The 17,994-nt window shown below is 62.9% G+C and carries 17 protein-coding genes; 12 read left to right on the top strand and 5 right to left on the bottom strand.

The window, feature by feature from the left end:
* Nucleotides 1-93: 93 nt before the first annotated feature.
* From ATN38_RS07775 to ATN38_RS07830, 12 genes are all read left to right on the top strand, one after another.
* Nucleotides 94-1,263, top strand: a complete 1,170-nt coding sequence (locus tag ATN38_RS07775; RefSeq protein WP_007732726.1) for an acyl-CoA dehydrogenase family protein — start codon at nt 94-96, stop codon at nt 1,261-1,263.
* An 11-nt stretch (nt 1,264-1,274) separates the two neighbouring features.
* Entirely contained in the window at nt 1,275-2,417 is a 1,143-nt protein-coding gene (locus ATN38_RS07780; RefSeq protein WP_047270694.1) for a CaiB/BaiF CoA-transferase family protein, read from the top strand.
* Between the two features lie 37 nt (nt 2,418-2,454).
* Nucleotides 2,455-3,117: an IclR family transcriptional regulator gene (locus ATN38_RS07785; protein ID WP_003939923.1), complete on the top strand. Its 663-nt coding sequence runs from the start codon at nt 2,455-2,457 to the stop codon at nt 3,115-3,117.
* A 91-nt stretch (nt 3,118-3,208) separates the two neighbouring features.
* Nucleotides 3,209-4,000 (top strand): IclR family transcriptional regulator, encoded by a 792-nt coding sequence (locus tag ATN38_RS07790; RefSeq protein ID WP_065351421.1) that lies wholly within the window; start codon nt 3,209-3,211, stop codon nt 3,998-4,000.
* A 109-nt stretch (nt 4,001-4,109) separates the two neighbouring features.
* Complete coding sequence (hutH, locus tag ATN38_RS07795; RefSeq protein ID WP_065351422.1) at nt 4,110-5,678, top strand: histidine ammonia-lyase; 1,569 nt, start codon at nt 4,110-4,112, stop codon at nt 5,676-5,678.
* On the top strand, nt 5,675-6,748 hold the full coding sequence (locus ATN38_RS07800; RefSeq protein WP_065351423.1) for a histidinol-phosphate transaminase: 1,074 nt from the start codon (nt 5,675-5,677) through the stop codon (nt 6,746-6,748). Before hutH ends, ATN38_RS07800 begins: the two co-directional genes overlap by 4 nt.
* A gap of 16 nt (nt 6,749-6,764) precedes the next feature.
* Nucleotides 6,765-8,129, top strand: a complete 1,365-nt coding sequence (locus ATN38_RS07805; RefSeq protein ID WP_064443721.1) for an FAD-binding oxidoreductase — start codon at nt 6,765-6,767, stop codon at nt 8,127-8,129.
* A 203-nt stretch (nt 8,130-8,332) separates the two neighbouring features.
* On the top strand, nt 8,333-9,769 hold the full coding sequence (locus ATN38_RS07810) for a cytosine permease (RefSeq protein ID WP_003940251.1): 1,437 nt from the start codon (nt 8,333-8,335) through the stop codon (nt 9,767-9,769).
* A gap of 42 nt (nt 9,770-9,811) precedes the next feature.
* Nucleotides 9,812-11,485, top strand: coding sequence for a urocanate hydratase (gene hutU, locus ATN38_RS07815; protein WP_007732742.1), 1,674 nt, complete (start codon nt 9,812-9,814; stop codon nt 11,483-11,485).
* Between the two features lie 37 nt (nt 11,486-11,522).
* Complete coding sequence (gene hutI, locus ATN38_RS07820; protein WP_054187472.1) at nt 11,523-12,713, top strand: imidazolonepropionase; 1,191 nt, start codon at nt 11,523-11,525, stop codon at nt 12,711-12,713.
* Nucleotides 12,714-12,736: 23 nt separating this feature from the next.
* Nucleotides 12,737-13,705, top strand: a complete 969-nt coding sequence (gene hutG / locus ATN38_RS07825) for a formimidoylglutamase (RefSeq protein WP_042926100.1) — start codon at nt 12,737-12,739, stop codon at nt 13,703-13,705.
* Between the two features lie 121 nt (nt 13,706-13,826).
* Nucleotides 13,827-13,991, top strand: a complete 165-nt coding sequence (locus ATN38_RS07830; RefSeq protein ID WP_156778929.1) for a hypothetical protein — start codon at nt 13,827-13,829, stop codon at nt 13,989-13,991.
* 13 nt (nt 13,992-14,004) lie between these two features.
* Here ATN38_RS07830 and ATN38_RS07835 read toward each other — a convergent pair whose 3' ends face one another.
* The 5 genes from ATN38_RS07835 to ATN38_RS07855 form a co-directional block, all read right to left on the bottom strand.
* The gene (locus ATN38_RS07835; RefSeq protein ID WP_054826833.1) at nt 14,005-14,274 is read right to left on the bottom strand and encodes a hypothetical protein; all 270 of its coding nucleotides are present in this window, start codon (nt 14,272-14,274) and stop codon (nt 14,005-14,007) included.
* A gap of 238 nt (nt 14,275-14,512) precedes the next feature.
* Entirely contained in the window at nt 14,513-15,421 is a 909-nt protein-coding gene (locus tag ATN38_RS07840; RefSeq protein WP_030536963.1) for an ABC transporter substrate-binding protein, read from the bottom strand.
* An 11-nt stretch (nt 15,422-15,432) separates the two neighbouring features.
* On the bottom strand, nt 15,433-16,173 hold the full coding sequence (locus ATN38_RS07845) for an ABC transporter permease (RefSeq protein WP_030536962.1): 741 nt from the start codon (nt 16,171-16,173) through the stop codon (nt 15,433-15,435).
* Nucleotides 16,170-16,820, bottom strand: a complete 651-nt coding sequence (locus tag ATN38_RS07850; RefSeq protein ID WP_218747778.1) for an ABC transporter permease — start codon at nt 16,818-16,820, stop codon at nt 16,170-16,172. Before ATN38_RS07850 ends, ATN38_RS07845 begins: the two co-directional genes overlap by 4 nt.
* Nucleotides 16,817-17,932 (bottom strand): ABC transporter ATP-binding protein, encoded by a 1,116-nt coding sequence (locus ATN38_RS07855; RefSeq protein ID WP_003940114.1) that lies wholly within the window; start codon nt 17,930-17,932, stop codon nt 16,817-16,819. The genes ATN38_RS07850 and ATN38_RS07855 overlap by 4 nt, the downstream gene beginning before the upstream one ends.
* Nucleotides 17,933-17,994: the final 62 nt, after the last annotated feature.

Raw genomic sequence — 17,994 nt, forward strand, 5'->3', positions numbered from 1 at the left:
CGCCACCCTCGGTCATAGTCAGTCCATGCCAACTAGTGGCAATTAGATTTCATTAGATGAAATTCGTAACTATTCCGCCTCGAAGGAGCCCCCGTGACTACCCAGACCGCGCCCGACACCGACAGCGTCGATCTCGCAGAGTTCCGCAGCACTGTCCGAGCCTTCGCCAACGCCGAGATCCACCCAGGAGCAGCCGCACGCGACGAGTCCAAGGAGTTCCCGGCGCAGCTGGTCAAGCGCCTCGGGCAGCAGGACCTCATGGGCATTTCCGTGCCCGAGGAATTCGGCGGGCTGGGTCTGTCGACACGAACCCAACTGGTCGCCATCGAAGAAGTTGCACGCACCGACGCCGCGCTGGCATCGATCTACACCGCCCACTACCTGGGCCTCGAGCCGATTCTCGTCGGCGGCTCCGAAGAGCAGAAGCATCGCTGGTTGCCCCAGCTCGCGTCGGGCGAACTACTGGCCGGCTTTGCACTCACAGAACCCGATGCCGGCTCCGACATCGCCTCGATGCGTACCGTCGCCCGACGCGAGGACGACGGCTGGCATCTCTCCGGATCGAAGACGTACATCTCCAACGCCAAGGAAGCCGACCTGGTCGTGCTCTTCGCCAAGACGGACCCGAGCGCAGGATTCCGAGGCATCACCGCCTTCGTCGTCCCCAAGGGAACTCCGGGAATCAGCTACTCGGAGCCGCAGGACAAGATGGGAATTCGTTCGGCCCCGACGTACACCGTCTACCTCGACGACGTCGTTCTGCCGCTCGACTCCGTGATCGGCACCGAAGGTCGCGGCGGCAACATTGCCTTGACCGCCCTGAACCGAGCACGCATCGACGTAGCGGCAATGGCAAACGGCATCGCTCTGCGCGCTTGGGAACTGGGACGCGAGTACGCAACGGAGCGAAAGCAGTTCGGCACGCCGATCTTCGACTTCCAGGCAATCCAGCTACTCCTCGGTGGCTGCGACGCGCAACTTGTCGCATCACGCGTCACCGCAGACTGGGCCGCCGACGTCAAGGACGCCGGTCAGGACATCCGCCGCGCCGCATCGATTTCGAAGTACGTCGCCACCGAAGCCTGCTTCTCGATCGTCGATCAAACCGTACAGATCCACGGTGGCGCAGGTTTCATGCGCGAATCGGAAATCGAACGCCTGTACCGCGATTGCCGCATTCTCCGCATCTTCGAGGGCACCTCGCAGATCCAGTTGCTCACCATTGCCGGCAATGCTCCGTCGCCGCGTTCCACCGAGTTCTGAAAGGCGCGGACATGACTGCACTTCCCCCACTCGACGGCATCCGGGTCATCGACCTCTCGCGCGTCCTTGCCGGACCCTACTGCACCGCACTGCTTTCCGACGCCGGTGCGGACGTCGTCAAGATCGAATCCGAACACGGTGAAGACTCTCGGCACCTCGGCCCGTTCCGCGACGGCGAGAGCATCTACTTCAACGTGCTCAATCGTGGCAAGCGTTCGGTGGCACTCAACCTCAAGAACGACGAGGACCGTGAGGCGCTGCTGACGCTCATCGAGACCGCCGACGTCGTCGTCGAAAACTTTCGCCCCGGCGTCACCAAGCGCCTGGGAATCGACTACGAGGCTGCGCGGGCTCGCAATCCGCGGATCGTGTACGCGTCCATCTCCGGTTTCGGACAGGACGGGCCCATGTCCGGAGCCGCCGCCTACGACCTTGTAGTCCAGGCTCTTTCGGGCATCATGAGCATCACCGGTTCGGAGGAATCCGGGCCGACACGGTTGGGTGAGTCGTTCGGAGACCTGGTCGCCGGGCTGTTCGCCGCCTGGGGAATCAGTACCGCCCTGCTGAGTGCACGGGCGAGCGGACTCGGGCAGCACCTTGACGTCGCGATGTTCGACAGCATGCTCGCCATGCTGCCGACAGCACACAGCCAACTGCAATCCACCGGGCTCACGCCCCCACGCGTCGGCAACCGTCATCCGGTGTCAACACCGTTCGACACCTACAAGGCCGACGACGGACTCTTCGTCCTCGCGGTTGCGAGCCAGTCGGGTTTCGAGAAGCTGGCGCAGACGATGAATCGCGTCGACCTGATCGCAGATCCTCGATTTGCCGACGACACCGCCCGGACCGAGAACGAACCGGCACTGCGCAAGGAGATCGAAAACTGGGCTGCCGGAAAGACCGTCGCCGACGTGGTCGATATTCTCGGCGACGCGGGCCTCGCCGGCTCGGAAATCTGGGACGTCCAGCAGGCACTCACCTCCGCGCAGGCCGAGTATCGCGGAGTCGTCGAATCGTTCGAGCACCCGGTAGCAGGAAAAATCTCCTACGTACGACAACCCGTCGTGTTCGGTGATAGCCGACGCCCCGATGTCCGCCGCAGTCCCCTGCTGGACGAGCACCACGGTGAGGTACTGCCGGGCTCGCGATAGATTCAGCGCAGACATCCCTCGGCACTTGGAGTAGGACATGGCCCCCGGCGACGTGACCCGCAGCGCGAATCGCACGTTCGAACTTCTCGGTGCGATCGTCGAGCACGGCGGGTTGACGCTCGGCGACGCCGCCAAGGCAACCGATCTGGCAACCAGTACCGCGCTTCGCCTGATCAGAAGCCTCGAACAAACCGAGTTCGTCGTCCGCGGCGAGGACAACGTCTATCGCGTCGGCCCGCGGCTACTACAGATCGGGGCTCGCGCACTCGGTGACAATCAACTGTTGCCGAGAGCGCGGCCCGCGATGAAGGCCATCGCCGAAACCACGAGAGAGTCGACCTACCTGTCGACGAAGGGACCGAAAGACACTGCGCTGTATCTCGATCAGATCGAGGGCACGCACGCGATCCGCCACATGGGGTGGGTGGGCCAGAGCGTTCCCCTGGACGGCACCGCCGTCGGCGCAGCGTTGAGCGGCAAGGTAGGCGAGAGCGGGTACGCCATTGCGCACGACACCATCGAGGATCACTCGACCGGAGTTGCCGCGCCGATCTACAACGCGGTCGGTCAGATAGCCGGAGCGCTCAGCGTCGTGGGCCCGACATTCCGTCTGACGGACGAGGTCTGCGCCAGCCACGGTCGTGTCTTGGTGGAGCACTGCGCCCGGTTGTCCGCGGAACTCGGTAGCCAGACTCCCTGACCACCCCGAGCGCTTGGCGATTCAGTCTCGTATCCGAGACAATGTGGTTCCCCGCTCCCACCTCAGCCCTACCCGTAAGGACACACCCCACATGACGACGAGCCGCGTGAAATCTGCTGAGCGCGTGCTCGACGTGCTCGATCTCCTGGCCCGCCGGGGTGTGCCGCTGGCGACGGCAGAAATCTCCAGCGCCCTCGAGCTGCCGAAGAGTACGACGCATCACCTCCTCAATGTCATGCGGGATCGACGGTTCGTCTCGTACTGGGCTGATCAACGCGCCTGGACCCTGGGTGTCTCGGCGTTCGAAGTCGGTGCGTCGTACATGCGCTCCGGCCCACTTCACCGTGAGGGCCAACGATTCATGCTGGCACTCACTCAGTCGACGGATGAGACGTCTCATCTCGCGGTACTACAGGGGTCTGACGTCATCTACCTCGACAAACGTGAACCACTGAAGCCGGGCGTGCGATTGGTGACCGAAATCGGGACTCGCCTTCCGGCGCATCTCACCGCAGTCGGGCGCGCGATTCTGAGCCGTCTGGACGTGGAACAGATCAGCGCGCTCTACGAGGGATACACCTGGCCGACGCGGACCGGAACGGGACCGTCGACGCTCGCCGAACTGCGAGAACTGCTCGCCGCAGCACGTGATAGCGGGTACGCGGTCGAAGAGAATGCGACGACATCCGGGATCAATTGCATCGCCAGCCCCGTGATCACACGGGACGGTCGTCCGGTCGCAGCTCTCGGCGTCACCTTCCTCTCCGGCTCCAAATCGGCCGAGGAGAGTGCCCTGATCGCCGACCGAGTGCGCACCGTCAGCGCCGAGTTCTCCGCCGATCTCGGAGATCGAATGGTGGAGACCCCGACCGCAGACATGTAACAAAATTCTCCGTTTCGCACTCTGTGGGCCTTGTTTTCGTCTCATATTCAAGACTAGAGTCTCGTATACAAGACTTTGTTAGATAGCCACGCATCATCATTGGAGTCCCATGAACGCCACCCCTGCCACCCAGACAGCCACCCGAACCATCGAGGTCGGAATCGGCTCTGTCACCATCGCCGACGTCGTCGACGTCGCGCGCAACGGATACGGCGTTGCATTGACCGCGGAATCACTGGCCGCGATCGCCGAAAGTCGTGCACGCATCGAAGCGCTGGCCGCAGACCCCACACCGGTCTACGGAGTTTCCACCGGATTCGGCGCACTTGCCACCCGGCACATTCCGGCGCATCTGCGGACACAGTTGCAGCGCAGCCTGATCCGCTCACATGCGGCAGGTTCGGGACCGGAAGTCGAACGCGAAGTGATCCGGGCCTTGATGCTTCTGCGTCTGTCGACGCTCGCCACCGGGCGAACCGGAGTGCGCCCTGTAGTCGCACAGGCGTACGCCGACCTACTCACCGCAGGCATCACCCCGGTGGTGCACGAATACGGCAGCCTCGGATGCTCGGGAGATCTGGCACCACTGGCGCATGTGGCGATGGCAATCATCGGTGAAGGTTCCGTCCGCACCGCCGACGGTGAACTCACCGATGCGGCAACGGCATTGGCTGCCCATGGTCTCGAACCGGTGGTTCTGGCCGAGAAGGAAGGCCTCGCACTGATCAACGGTACCGACGGGATGCTCGGTCAACTGGCCCTTGCGATCACCGATCTCGATCATCTGCTCAAGTTGGCCGACATCGCTGCCGCTATGAGCGTCGAGGGCTTGCTCGGCACCGATCAAGTGTTCGCCGCCGATCTTCAGGCGCTTCGCCCCCACCCCGGACAGGGCGCGGCCGCCTCGAACATGGTGCGCTTGCTTGCCGACTCCCCGATCGTCGCCAGCCATGCGGGCCCTGACTGCACCAGAGTTCAGGACGCGTACTCACTGCGGTGCGCACCGCAGGTTGCCGGCGGCGCACGCGACACCGTCGATCACGCCCGACTGGTTGCCGGGCGCGAATTGGCCAGTGCTGTCGACAATCCCGTCGTCACTCTCGACGGAAGGGTTCGGTCGAACGGTAACTTCCACGGAGCTCCCGTGGCCTACGTCTTGGACTTTCTCGCCATCGTGACCGCGGATGTCGCGGGGATCAGCGAACGCCGCACCGACCGTTTCCTCGACGTAGCACGCAATCACGGTCTGACCCCCTTCCTCGCCGACGACCCCGGTGTCGACAGCGGACTGATGATCGCGCAGTACACACAAGCTGCCATCGTGTCCGAACTCAAGCGACTCGCGAGCCCGGCCAGTGTCGATTCGATTCCCTCCTCGGCCATGCAGGAAGATCACGTCTCCATGGGATGGTCGGGTGCACGCAAGCTCCGCCGGTCCATCGACGGTCTCACCCGAGTTCTCGCGATCGAGATACTGACTGCAGCAAGAGGAATCGATTTGCGCTCCCCACTCGAGCCCTCCCCCGCCACCGGAGCCGTCCTTCGGACCCTGCGCGAGAAGGTGCAGGGGCCGGGTACCGATCGCTTCCTGTCCCCCGAGATCGAGGCCGCGGTGGACTTGGCGGCATCGGGTGCACTTGTTGCGGCTGCAGAGAACGCGATCGGCGCCCTGGCATGAGCGCGCCCGGTGCGCTGAGGCCTCGCCCCCGACCCGAAATCGAAGCGCTTCCTCGATACTCCAAAGCCGCCGGCCTCGAGCAGGTTCGGTGGCGGGCGTCGAGCAACGAGTCGACTGTTGCACCCTCGGCGGCCATTCTCGAGGCCGTCAATCTCGCGGCCTCACACTCACACTTGTATCCGTCGCTGTTCGGCGACACACTGATAGCCCGGTTGAGCGACCGTCTGGGCGTGGGCGACGACCAGGTACTGGTCGGCGCCGGGTCGTTGGCACTGCTCCAGCAGGTATTGACCGCATACACGGGCCCTGGCACCGAAGTCGTCTACCCGTGGCGCAGCTACGAGGCGTACCCGATACTGATCGGAATCGCCGGGGCGAGCGGTGTACCCGTCGCACTCGATTCCGAACATCGGCATGATCTGAGTGCAATGGCGGCAGCCGTGACGCCGCAGACCCGCGCAGTACTCGTCTGCAACCCCAACAATCCGACCGGAAGCGAGTTCTCGACCGCGGAGTTCGTCTCGTTCGCCCGCTCGATCCCGAGCGACGTCCTCATCCTTCTGGACGAGGCTTACCGGGAGTTCGCGACCAGCGACGTCGACGGCGTCGACCTGCTTCGAGCCTTTCCCAACATCGTCGTCTTCCGAACCTTCTCCAAGGCTTACGGATTGGCCGGACTTCGTGCCGGCTATGCCGTCACCAACTCGGCGATCGCAGCGGATCTTCGCAGCGCTGCACCGCCCTTCGGGCTCAGCGCCGTTGCCGAGGCCGCGGCCTGCGCGGCCCTGACCGATCCGGCACACACCGATTCGATAGTCGAAACGGTGACCGCGGGTCGTTCTCACCTACGTGAGCAATTGGCTCTGCGCGGCGTCGAGACGGTCCCGAGCGGTGCCAACTTCGTGTGGATCCCTCTCGGCAAGAGAGCTTCTGCACTCGAAGCGGCCTGCGTCGCGCAGGGTGTCTCGGTCCGGATGTTCCCCGGCGAGGGAGTGCGGGTGACCGTAGGTGAGCGGGCAGCAGAAGACGCCGTGATCGCCGCTGTGGATGCACTCGCACACAACCTTTGACCGACTGGAGAAAAGAATGTCCGTCCACGAACTTGCTCGGTCGATCGGTTCGAGTCGCCTGATCACCGACCCTGCGGTAATGGACTCGTACCGCCGTGACGAGGCCCATCTCGCCGAACCCGGCCATCCGGTAGCCGTCATGCTCGCCGAAACTGCGGCCGACATTTCCGAGGCTCTGAAATGGGCTACTGCTCACCGTGTCCCGGTGGTAACCCGCGGTGCGGGAACCGGTTTGGCGGGCGGCGGGGTAGCCGTCGAGGGCTGCCTGGTCATCTCGACCACTCGCATGCGCTCGATTCTCGAGGTCAATCCGGACGATCAGCTCGCTGTCGTGGAAGCCGGGGTGATCAACGCTGACATCAGCCGAGCAGCAGACGAGTACGGGCTGATGTACGCCCCTGATCCGAGCAGTTTCGAGATCTCCACGATCGGCGGAAACATCGCCACCAACGCCGGTGGACTGCGTTGCGTGAAGTACGGCGTCACCCGCGATTCAGTCCTGGGTCTCGAGGTTGTGCTCGCCGACGGTCGGATCGTGCGGACAGGCCGAAGGACCGTCAAAGGTGTTGCGGGATACGACTTGACCAGTCTTCTTGTCGGTTCGGAAGGAACACTCGGAGTCGTCACGAGTGCCACGCTGAAGTTGCAGCCCAAGCCCAAGAGAGCACCGGTCACCGTCGTCGGCAGTTTCGATTCTCTCCGCTCCGCAGCGGACGCGGTTGCCGCGGTCGTTCGCGACGGAATCGGGCCGAGCCTGCTGGAGCTGATCGATCGAGCAACGCTGCGCGCCGTCGACGACTGGAAACGAATCGGGTTGGAAGACAACACCGCCGCGATGCTGATCGCACAGGCCGACGGGGTCGATGCCGACGCAGCAGCCGCGGCGATGCAGAAACACTTCGAGAGGGCGGGCGCCGATTTTGTCGCCGTCTCGCAGGACGCGGCAGAAGCCGCACAGCTACTCGAGATTCGCCGACTCGCCTATCCGGCTTCCGAACGACTCGGGCAATGTCTCGTGGAAGACGTCGGGGTCCCGCGGTCGAAACTGCCCGACATGCTCGAGAGTATCGACCGAGCGGCCGCCGAGTACATGGTCAAGATCATGACTGTCGCGCATGCTGGTGACGGCAACGTCCATCCGACCTTCGTCTTCGACCGCACTGCCGACGGCTCGGTCCCCGAAGCCGTGTGGACCGCCGCGGACGAGGTCTTCCGGCGTGCTCTCGAACTCGGCGGAACTCTGACCGGAGAGCACGGCGTCGGCGTTCTGAAGCGTCGCTGGCTCTCTCTCGAGCTCGGCGAGGACAGCATGCAACTGCACCGATCGATCAAGGCTGCCTTCGACCCGCTCGGAATCCTCAACCCGGGTAAGGGTTTCTGATTTCTCGCGCGGTGTTACACAGCATTTACGCGAAAACGGGTCCCGGGTATTGACGCCTGTATATACAGGCATATACATTTATCCGCAGTGACAGTGACCCAGCGCACAAAGCACAAGGCGCAAAGCACCAAGCACGAAGAAGGTGGGCAATACCCCGACGTCGATTCCGTCGCTCGACGGGCTCGCAGCAGAAAGACAGGCCTATGACTCACGATGGACCGGCCGAGGTCATCCTCACTCCGGAACGACGCACTATCGACGTCGTCCCGGATGCAGAACGACACGGCACCCCGCGCAGCCAGTTCACTCTCTGGTTCGGCGCCAACATGCAGATCACTGCAATCGTCGACGGCGCTCTCGCCGTCGTATTCGGCGCGGACGCCATCTGGGCGATCGTCGGACTTCTGATCGGCAACATCTTCGGTGGCGCTGTCATGGCGCTTCACTCCGCACAGGGCCCGCGTATGGGTCTCCCCCAGATGATCTCGAGTCGCGCCCAGTTCGGCGTCAAGGGAGCAGTCGTACCGCTTGTTCTCGTCATCCTGATGTACCTCGGCTTCGCTGCCACCGGCACCGTGTTGGCCGGACAGGCCGTCAACAAGATCCTGCACATCGACAGCCCCACCGTCGGCATCGTCGTCTTCGGTCTCCTCACCGCATTCGTCGCGGTCACCGGCTACAAGCTGATCCACATCGTCGGCAGGATCGCCACCGTCGTGGGCATCGTCGGATTCTCCTACCTGGCCGTTCGACTGTTCCTCGAGTACGACGTCGCCTCGTACGTCGGCATCAAGGGCTTCGACATAGTCACCTTCCTGCTCGCGATCTCGCTGGGTGCCGGTTGGCAGCTCACCTTCGGCCCGTACGTCGCCGACTACTCGCGTTACCTGCCGCGCAGCACTTCCGAGAGCACCACGTTCTGGTCGACGTTCCTCGGTAGTGTCATCGGATCGCAGTGGTCCATGACCTTCGGCGCTCTCGTCGCGGCCTGCGCCGGCGACGCGTTCCTGGGTAACCAGGTCGGCTTCATGGGAGATCTGGCCGGACCCGCTGCCATCGCCTTCCTGATCTACTTCGTCATCCTGGTCGGCAAGCTGACGGTGAACGTGCTCAACGCCTACGGCGGATTCATGTCGATCCTGACCACCGTCACCGCCTTCAACGGACAGTCGCGAATCTCGAGCACCGCGCGCACCCTCTACATCCTCGGTTTCACTGCGGTCTCGGTCTTGATCGCCATCGCCGCCAGCGCCGACTTCCTGGACAACTTCAAGAACTTCGTCCTGGTGTTGCTGATGGTGTTCACGCCGTGGAGTGCGATCAATCTGATCGACTACTACCTGATCTCCAAGGAACGCATCGACATTCCGGCGCTGTACGACGTCAACGGTCGATACGGAGCATGGAACTTCACCGCATTGGCTTGCTACGCCGCCGGCGTTCTCGCCCAGATCCCGTTCCTCGCCCAGAAGATGTACACCGGCCCCGTCACGGACATGCTCGGCGGCGCCGACATCTCGTGGCTGGTCGGCATCGTGTTCACCGGGCTGATCTATTACCCACTCGCCAAGCGCACGAGCAATCCCCCTTCGTCGATGATCTACCCCGATCACACCGCGATGACCGACTCTCGCGTCTGATCCCCCAACGTCTTTCGAACTTCAGCAAGCTAGGAGAACACAATGGAAATCAGCACCCCCGGCCACGAGCCGCGCCCCGTCCGTGCTCCCCGCGGCCCCGAGCTCACGACGCTCGGTTGGCAGCAGGAGGGTGCCCTGCGCATGCTCATGAACAACCTCGACCCCGATGTTGCCGAGCACCCGGACAGCCTCGTCGTCTACGGCGGAACCGGTCGCGCAGCGCGTAGTTGGGCTGCCTTCGACGCCATGGTCGCCACGCTGAAGACGCTGAAGAACGACGAGACCATGCTGGTGCAGTCCGGCAAGCCGGTCGGTGTCTTCCGCACCAACGAGTGGGCACCGCGAGTGCTGATCGCCAACTCCAACCTGGTCGGTGACTGGGCGAACTGGGAAGAGTTCCGCCGTCTCGAAGACCTCGGCCTGACCATGTACGGCCAGATGACCGCAGGCTCCTGGATTTACATCGGCACCCAGGGAATCCTGCAGGGTACGTACGAGACCTTCGGCGCCATCGCGAAGAAGCGCTACAACGGCTCACTCGCCGGAACGATCACCCTCACTGCGGGTCTCGGCGGCATGGGCGGCGCTCAGCCTCTCGCCGTCACTATGAACGACGGCGTCGCGATCTGCGTCGACTGCGACATCACCCGCATCGACCGTCGTATCGCCCACAAGTACCTCGACACCAAGGCAGACAGCATCGAGCACGCGCTCGAACTGGCGACCGCGGCACGCGATGCCAAGAAGCCGCTCTCCATCGGCCTCGAAGGCAATGCGGCAGAGATCTTCCCGGCGCTGCTGGAGATGAAGGCCCCCATCGACATCGTGACCGACCAGACCTCGGCGCACGATCCCCTCGCCTACCTGCCGATCGGCATTGACTTCGGCGACATGAAGACCATGTCGGAGAAGGATCCGCAGAAGTTCACCGAAGATTCCCGCAACGCGATGGCCGCACACGTCAAGGCCATGGTCGGATTCATGGACGCCGGCGCCGAGGTATTCGACTACGGCAACTCCATCCGCGACGAGGCCCGCAAGGCCGGCTACGACCGTGCATTCGACTTCCCCGGATTCGTTCCCGCCTACATCCGTCCGCTCTTCGAAGAAGGCCTCGGCCCCTTCCGCTGGGCGGCGCTCTCGGGTGATCCCAAGGACATCGAGGCCACCGACAAGGCCATCCTCGAACTCTTCCCCGAGAACGAGCACCTGCGCCGCTGGATCACCATGGCCGGCGAAAAGGTTGCCTTCGAAGGCCTTCCGGCTCGCATCTGCTGGCTCGGATACGGTGAGCGCCACCTCGCCGGCCTCAAGTTCAACGAGATGGTGGCCTCGGGCGAGCTCTCCGCACCGATCGCCATCGGCCGCGATCACCTCGACTCCGGATCGGTCGCCTCGCCGTACCGCGAAACCGAATCGATGATCGACGGGTCCGACGCGATCGCCGACTGGCCGCTGCTCAACGCCCTGGTCAACACCGCGTCCGGCGCTTCGTGGGTTTCACTCCACCAAGGCGGCGGCGTCGGGATGGGGCGCTCCATCCACGCGGGACAGGTGTGCATCGCCGACGGCACCGAACTCGCAGCCAAGAAGCTCGAAGCAGTTCTCACCAACGATCCCGGGATGGGCGTCATCCGGCATGCGGATGCAGGATACGACCACGCCATCGACACGGCAGCCACCCGCGGCGTCCGCATCCCGATGACCGAGAACTGAAACAGCTCCACCACCTCACCCTGAGTTAGGAATTACATTGACCACGAATGGTTCTCGAACCACCGTTCTGACCAACATCGGAACCCTCGTCACCAATGACCCGACTCTGGGTGAGGGCAAGCTCGGCGTACGACACGACGCGGCAATCGTTTTCGACGACGGCGTTGTTGCTTGGGTCGGTGATTCCGCCGACGCCCCGGCTGCCGATATCGGTCAGGATATCGGCGGTCGGGCCCTGCTCCCCGGTTTCGTGGAGAGTCACTCGCACCTGGTGTTCGGTGGCGAGCGGGCCGAGGAATTCGCAGCTCGCATGGCGGGCGAGAAGTACGCCGCCGGCGGCATTCGCAACACCATCGAAGCGACGCGCTCGGCCACCGACGAACAATTGCAGGCCAATGTTCGACGCCTACTCGACGAATCCCTGCGCTCGGGCAGCACAACCGTCGAATGCAAGACCGGATACGGGCAGAACACCGAGAGCGAACTACGCAGCGCACTGATCGCCGGACAGTTCACCGACGAGGTCACACTGCTGGCCGCCCACGTTCCACCACCCGAATATGCCGGTCGCGTCGATGACTACGTCGCCATGGCGTGCGACGAGATGATCCCTGCCTGTGCGCCACACGCGAAGTGGATCGATGTCTTCTGCGAGCGAGGCGCGTTCAACCGCGAACAGGCACATGCAGTCCTGAGCGCAGGCGTCGCCGCTGGACTGATCCCCCGCGTCCACGGCAATCAACTCGGCGAAGGGCCAGGAGTTCAGCTCGCCGTCGAGATGGGAGCCGCATCCGTCGATCACGTCACCTACGTCACCGCCGAGGACATCGACGCCCTGGCTCAGAGTTCCACCGTCGCAACACTGTTGCCGGGTGCCGACTTCTCCACCCGCAACAAGTACCCCGACGCCCGCGCACTGCTGGACGCCGGCGTCACCGTAGCTCTCGGCGCCGACTGCAATCCCGGCACCTGCTACACCACCAGCCTCCCGTTCTGCATAGCAATTGCGGTGCGAGACATGCACATGACACCCGCCGAGGCAGTCTGGGCAGCCACTGCAGGAGGCGCCCGGGCGCTGCAGCGCACCGACGTCGGAACCCTTTCTCTCGGAACACGTGCCGACGCCATCGCGCTCGATGCACCGTCGTACCTCCACCTCGCCTACCGCCCGGGCGTCCCTCTGGTGCGCGAGGTCTGGAAAAACGGCGCACTCGCCACAAGCTACTGAAATACACTCACCGGGAGGCCGTCGTGGCTCATCAGATCGCAGTCGACATCGAACCCAAGCCGTGGACCGGGCGCTCCGACGGCACCACTGCCGAGCATCTGCGGTGGCATCATGCCGTGCAACCGTATTCAGCCGAAACAGCTCCCGGCGACTGTGTTCTGATCGGATTCTCCAGCGACGAAGGAGTCCGCCGCAACAAGGGCCGCCGCGGCGCCGCGGATGGCCCGGACGCGTTGCGAGCCGGGTTGGCTTCCATGGCGCTGGCCGAACCACTGCAGATTCAGGACGCCGGAACCGTTGCCGTGTCGGGTGAAGAACTCGAGGCCGGTCAAGCCGCACTCGGGAACGCCGTCAGCGCTGCGCTTGATTCGGGACACTTCCCCGTGGTTCTCGGGGGAGGACACGAAATCGCCTACGGCACGTATCTCGGCGTCGCGGGCTCCGAGTTGCGAACCGCTGGAGCCAAACTCGGAATCCTCAACTTGGATGCGCACTTCGACCTGCGGGGCGATCCGATACCCAGCTCCGGCACACCCTTTCGTCAGATCGCCGAGGACGAAGCCGCGGCAGGCACCTCGCATCAGTACAGCGTGATCGGAATCAGCCAACCGAGCAACACCACGGCACTGTTCGACACGGCTCACCGCCTCGGTGTTCGCTATCTGCTCGACGAAGAATGCGGAGCGATCGGCCGAGGCGTCGTGGATCAGTTCCTCGCAGACTTCCTCGACGACGTCGATCTGGTCTACCTGACCATCGACCTCGATGTCCTGCCTGCAGCTGTGGCGCCGGGCGTCAGCGCACCTGCGGCCTACGGAGTCAGCCTCGAAACCATCCAATACGTATGTGACCGAGTCACGTCCAGCGGAAAGCTCGCGGTTCTCGATGTCGCCGAACTGAACCCGAGCCTCGACGTCGACAATCGCACTGCCCGAACGGCTGCTCGTCTGATCCACCGGATAGTCACGAAGCACGTGCCGGTTCAGCGCTAGCCTCGGCGCGCCTCCAGCAGATCTACGGGACTGCCTGAAAACTGATTCCACGAGTTCTGTTCGAGCACTCCAAACTATGTCCTCTGCCACCTCACAAGTGATGCCGCCTTGCAGATTGCCGATGGCGGCGACAACGCCTGTCTCGGGGTACGTGATCGTTCCGCACCCCTCGGATGTGGATGCCGTCGGCAGTCGTGAAGTCGAAGTCGAAGTCGACGAATTGCCCGAGCAGTACTCGAAGCCGGGGACACCACCGATCACAGGAGGCCCGACCGTACCGTCGTGAATCGAAAAGCCGATCAACCCTCCGGGGTCGCCATTGCCGATTTGCCCCGGATCACCGGTGGTGACGAAGATCGATTGGCCTGACTCAGTCTGAATCGTCCGTGTCGAATGATCGTTGCCGTAGGCCGATTCGATTTGAGCCACGGTGAGCCGTCACCGACGCCGCGGTCGGTCAGCGTTCCCGGCGGTGATTCGATGACGGTGACGCCCTCGCTGGTGAGAATTGCCCGTCCGGTGCCACCAGGCGTCGTGAACGGAACTACAGCGCAACTCGGAAACTGCATGGGCGTTCCAGCCTGATGCCAGACACACGCCGGCCACTACAACCGTGGTTGTAGTGGCTGCGCCGTTCCGAACTCGTCCAATGGGTGTGCGCGGTCGGCTTCTCGGCATGTCGGCATCCTTGGTCGGAACGGCTCGCCGCGAGGTCGAGGCATGCCTGACTTCGCGACGTTACCCCGAGCGGGGTCGTATCGATATCGTCTGTTCGACCGACGACAAGGACGCCACCCCGGCCTTCGATCATGGCACCAGGGAGTTCTCCTGCAACCAGTCCTGAGCGATGTCACTCATGTCGTCGAGATCGGCAACGCGCTGGTTCATCTCGATGAGATCTTCGGTGGTCAGCGCCGCCGAAACCCCCGCGAGCACTGAGCGGACGTCATCGCGAGCCTTCAACTCGTTGATGATCGGTGTGATGTTCTCCGCGAGGAAGAGGTGCTTCGTATCCTCGAGTGCAACCAAGTTCTCCGAGCGCATCGCAGGATCGGTACTGAAGACATCGGCAACCTGTATCTGCCCGCTCAGAAGCGCATTGAGCGTGAGGGGTCCACCTGCATCGAGTGCCAGGAACTCCCGGAATGTCAGGCCGTATTTGGTCTTCAAGCCGGCGACGCCGTTTTCGCGCGTCTTCCATTCCGGCGGTCCGCCGAGAGTCAACTCGTCGGCATGCTGCACCAGATCCTCGACGGTCTCCAGCGAATACTTTTCCGCCGTCTCCTGTTTGACGGCAAGTACATCCTTGTCCTCTGCGGGCGAGGGCTCGAGAGCCACCAGACCCTTGGGCAATTTCGCATCGATTTCAGCGGATACTTCATCTGAAGCCGTCGCCGTTGTCTTGCTGTCCAGATATTGCAACAAGGCGCCGGAATACTCGGGGATCAGATCGATGGAACCGTCGCGCAGTGCCGGTACATAGAGTTCTCGGCTACCGATGTTCAACTTCTCGGTAACGTCGATACCGTTGGCACGAAGCGCTTCGGCGTAAATGGTCGCAATCAGTTGGCTCTCGGGAAAATCGGCGGAACCGATCACGATGGCGCCCTCAGCACTACCGCCGCCGTCCGTAGCCAAGGGGTCCTTGCCGATTCCGCAGCTGGACAACGCAACCGCTGTCACGCCGACCAACGCGGCGATCAATACCTTCTTCATGTCGAACGTCCTCAGATCGGTGCGGGCTCAGGCACAGCGGTGCGCTGTGAGGGGGCGGCGGTCTTCTCGGTCTTCTTCTTCCGATCGCGCCTGGTCAGGCCAGGCGAAACGACCCGCGCAGTCAGTGCTCCGATTCCGAGATCGAAAACCAGGGCAATCAGCGATACCAGTACGGCTCCGGCCGCCATCTGGCCGTAATCGCTCTGAGCTTTTCCGTCGATCAACAACCGGCCGAGTCCGCCCAAAGAAATGTAAGCGGCGACAGTCGCAGTGGAGACGATCTGAAGCACGGCACTTCTGATGCCGGACAACATGAGTGGTAGGGCACATGGAATCTCGACCTCGGTCAAGATCCGCATCGACCGAAATCCCATCCCCCGCGCGGCGTCGACTGCAGCCTGATCGACCGCTCGAACTCCGGCGTACGTGTTGGTGAGAATGGGAGGGATCGCGAGAAGCACCAGGACGATGAGGCTGGGGATCAGATACGCGAGTTTGTTCGGGAATGACGGCGCGATGATGAGAACCAGTAGGATCAGCAGACCGATGGTCGGCAGCGCTCGTAGCGAGTTGGCCAGTCCAGCAACAACAACGGAGCCACGGCCCGTATGTCCGATGTAGAGACCGAGCGGGATCGCGATAACCGCAGCCACCGCCAGCGCGGCGAATGTGTACATCAAATGCTGAACGAGAAGGGTGGGGATGCCGTCCGGCCCGGTCCAGTGGGATCCGTCGAGAAGGAAGCTGATCATGATGTAGTCACTTTCCGGGTCCACGGCGTCAACAGCCGATTCGCCAACATGATGAGGAGATCAAGGATCAACGCCAGCACCAGACACAGAGCGATACCCGCGATGATGGGCGTGTAGAAACGCAACTGAAATCCCTGGGTGAACAAGGAACCTATCTGCGGAATACCCAGGAGTGCGCCGAGTGAGACAAGACTGACGTTCGAGACGACTGCGACGCGCAAACCTGCACAGATCACCGGAACTCCTACTGGCAACTGTACTTTCAACAGCGTCTGATACGGCCGGTAACCCATCGCCGTCGCTGCCAGAACCGTCTCCGGCGGAACCGAATCGAGCGCGTCGGCCACTACCCGCACGAGCAGAGCAACGGTGTACACGGTGAGCGCCACGATGATGTTCATCGGATCCAGAATCTTGGTACCCAGAATTGGAGGCAGGAGCACGAAGAGCGCGAGCGAAGGGATCGTGTAGAGCAATCCGGCCGTCCCCACCACGTAGGGATGCAACCGACGACTGCGATAGGCGACCCAGCCGATCGGCAACGCGACCACCAAGCCGATCACCAAGGGAATCAACGACAGCAGAACATGCCATCCCACCAAGTCCATGATCCGGTCGGACTGACGTCCGAGCCATTCGAAGTTCATCGAAGCGCCCTCCCCGCGTCAGCCAGATCGGCAGCCTCGATGGCTTCCACTGCAGCATGCGCAGTGACGGTTCCCACCAGGCGTCCGGCGTCGTCCACGACAACGCCCCGCTTGCTCGGCGCTGACAGCGCCGCATCCAGCAGAGCGCGCATCGTCCCGGTGGAATCAGCAAGTGTTCCACTGAGATTCAAGTCATCCGGGCGGATACAATCCGTGAGCGCGTCCGGCCTCACCCATCCGAGCGGCTTGTTCGCGGGATCCACTACCAACAGCCACGTATCGCCGGTGAGTGCGCGGGCCGCCGCAGCGGAATCGCCCAGATGCGCAACGGGTTCTGACACCGTCGGTAGGTCGCCGTCCAATGTCGTGAACCCCAACGATCGGTACCCACGGTCACGTCCGACGAAGTCGGCAACAAATTCGTCGGCAGGTTGAGTCAGCAATTCGAGGGGCGTCGCCGCCTGCGCAAGAATGCCGCCGGTACGCAGAACCACCACTTGATCCCCGAGTTTCAGCGCTTCGTCGATGTCGTGGGTGACGATGATGATCGTTTTTCCGATTTCCTTCTGCAGACGGAGAAACTCGTCTTGCAGCTGGCCGCGAACAACCGGATCAACGGCGCTGAACGGTTCGTCCATCAGCATGAATGACGGATCCGCAGCCAATGCTCGCGCAACACCGACTCGTTGCTGCTGCCCTCCGGAGAGCTGCCACGGATAGCGGTCGGCGAAGTTGGTCGTCAGACCAACCGTTTCGAGCAATTCCATAGCGCGAGTGCGAGATTCCTTTTTACTCGCACCGAGCAATCGAGGCATGGTCGCTATGTTGTCGACGATGGTGCGATGGGGAAAGAGACCCGCGTGCTGGATCACGTACCCGATGCGTCGACGCAGAAGGGCCGGATCCATTCCCGCCGTGGACTCGCCGTCGAGCGAAATCGTGCCTGACGTCGGTTCGATCAGCCTGTTGATCATGCGGAGTGAGGTCGTCTTGCCGCAGCCGGAAGGACCCACCAACGCGGTGATCTTTCCCGTCGGGCATTCCAGATCGAGAGCATCGACGGCAATGGTTCCGTCTGGATACGCCTTGGTGACCTTGTCGAATTTGATCATCTACGAACTACTTTCGTGTCGACCTGAGTCCGGACGCACCCAGGAGAAATGGTCGAGTTCCG

It is taken from the genome of Rhodococcus sp. FH8 (genome assembly GCF_019266085.1).
GTDB classification, from domain to species: domain Bacteria; phylum Actinomycetota; class Actinomycetes; order Mycobacteriales; family Mycobacteriaceae; genus Rhodococcus_F; species Rhodococcus_F qingshengii.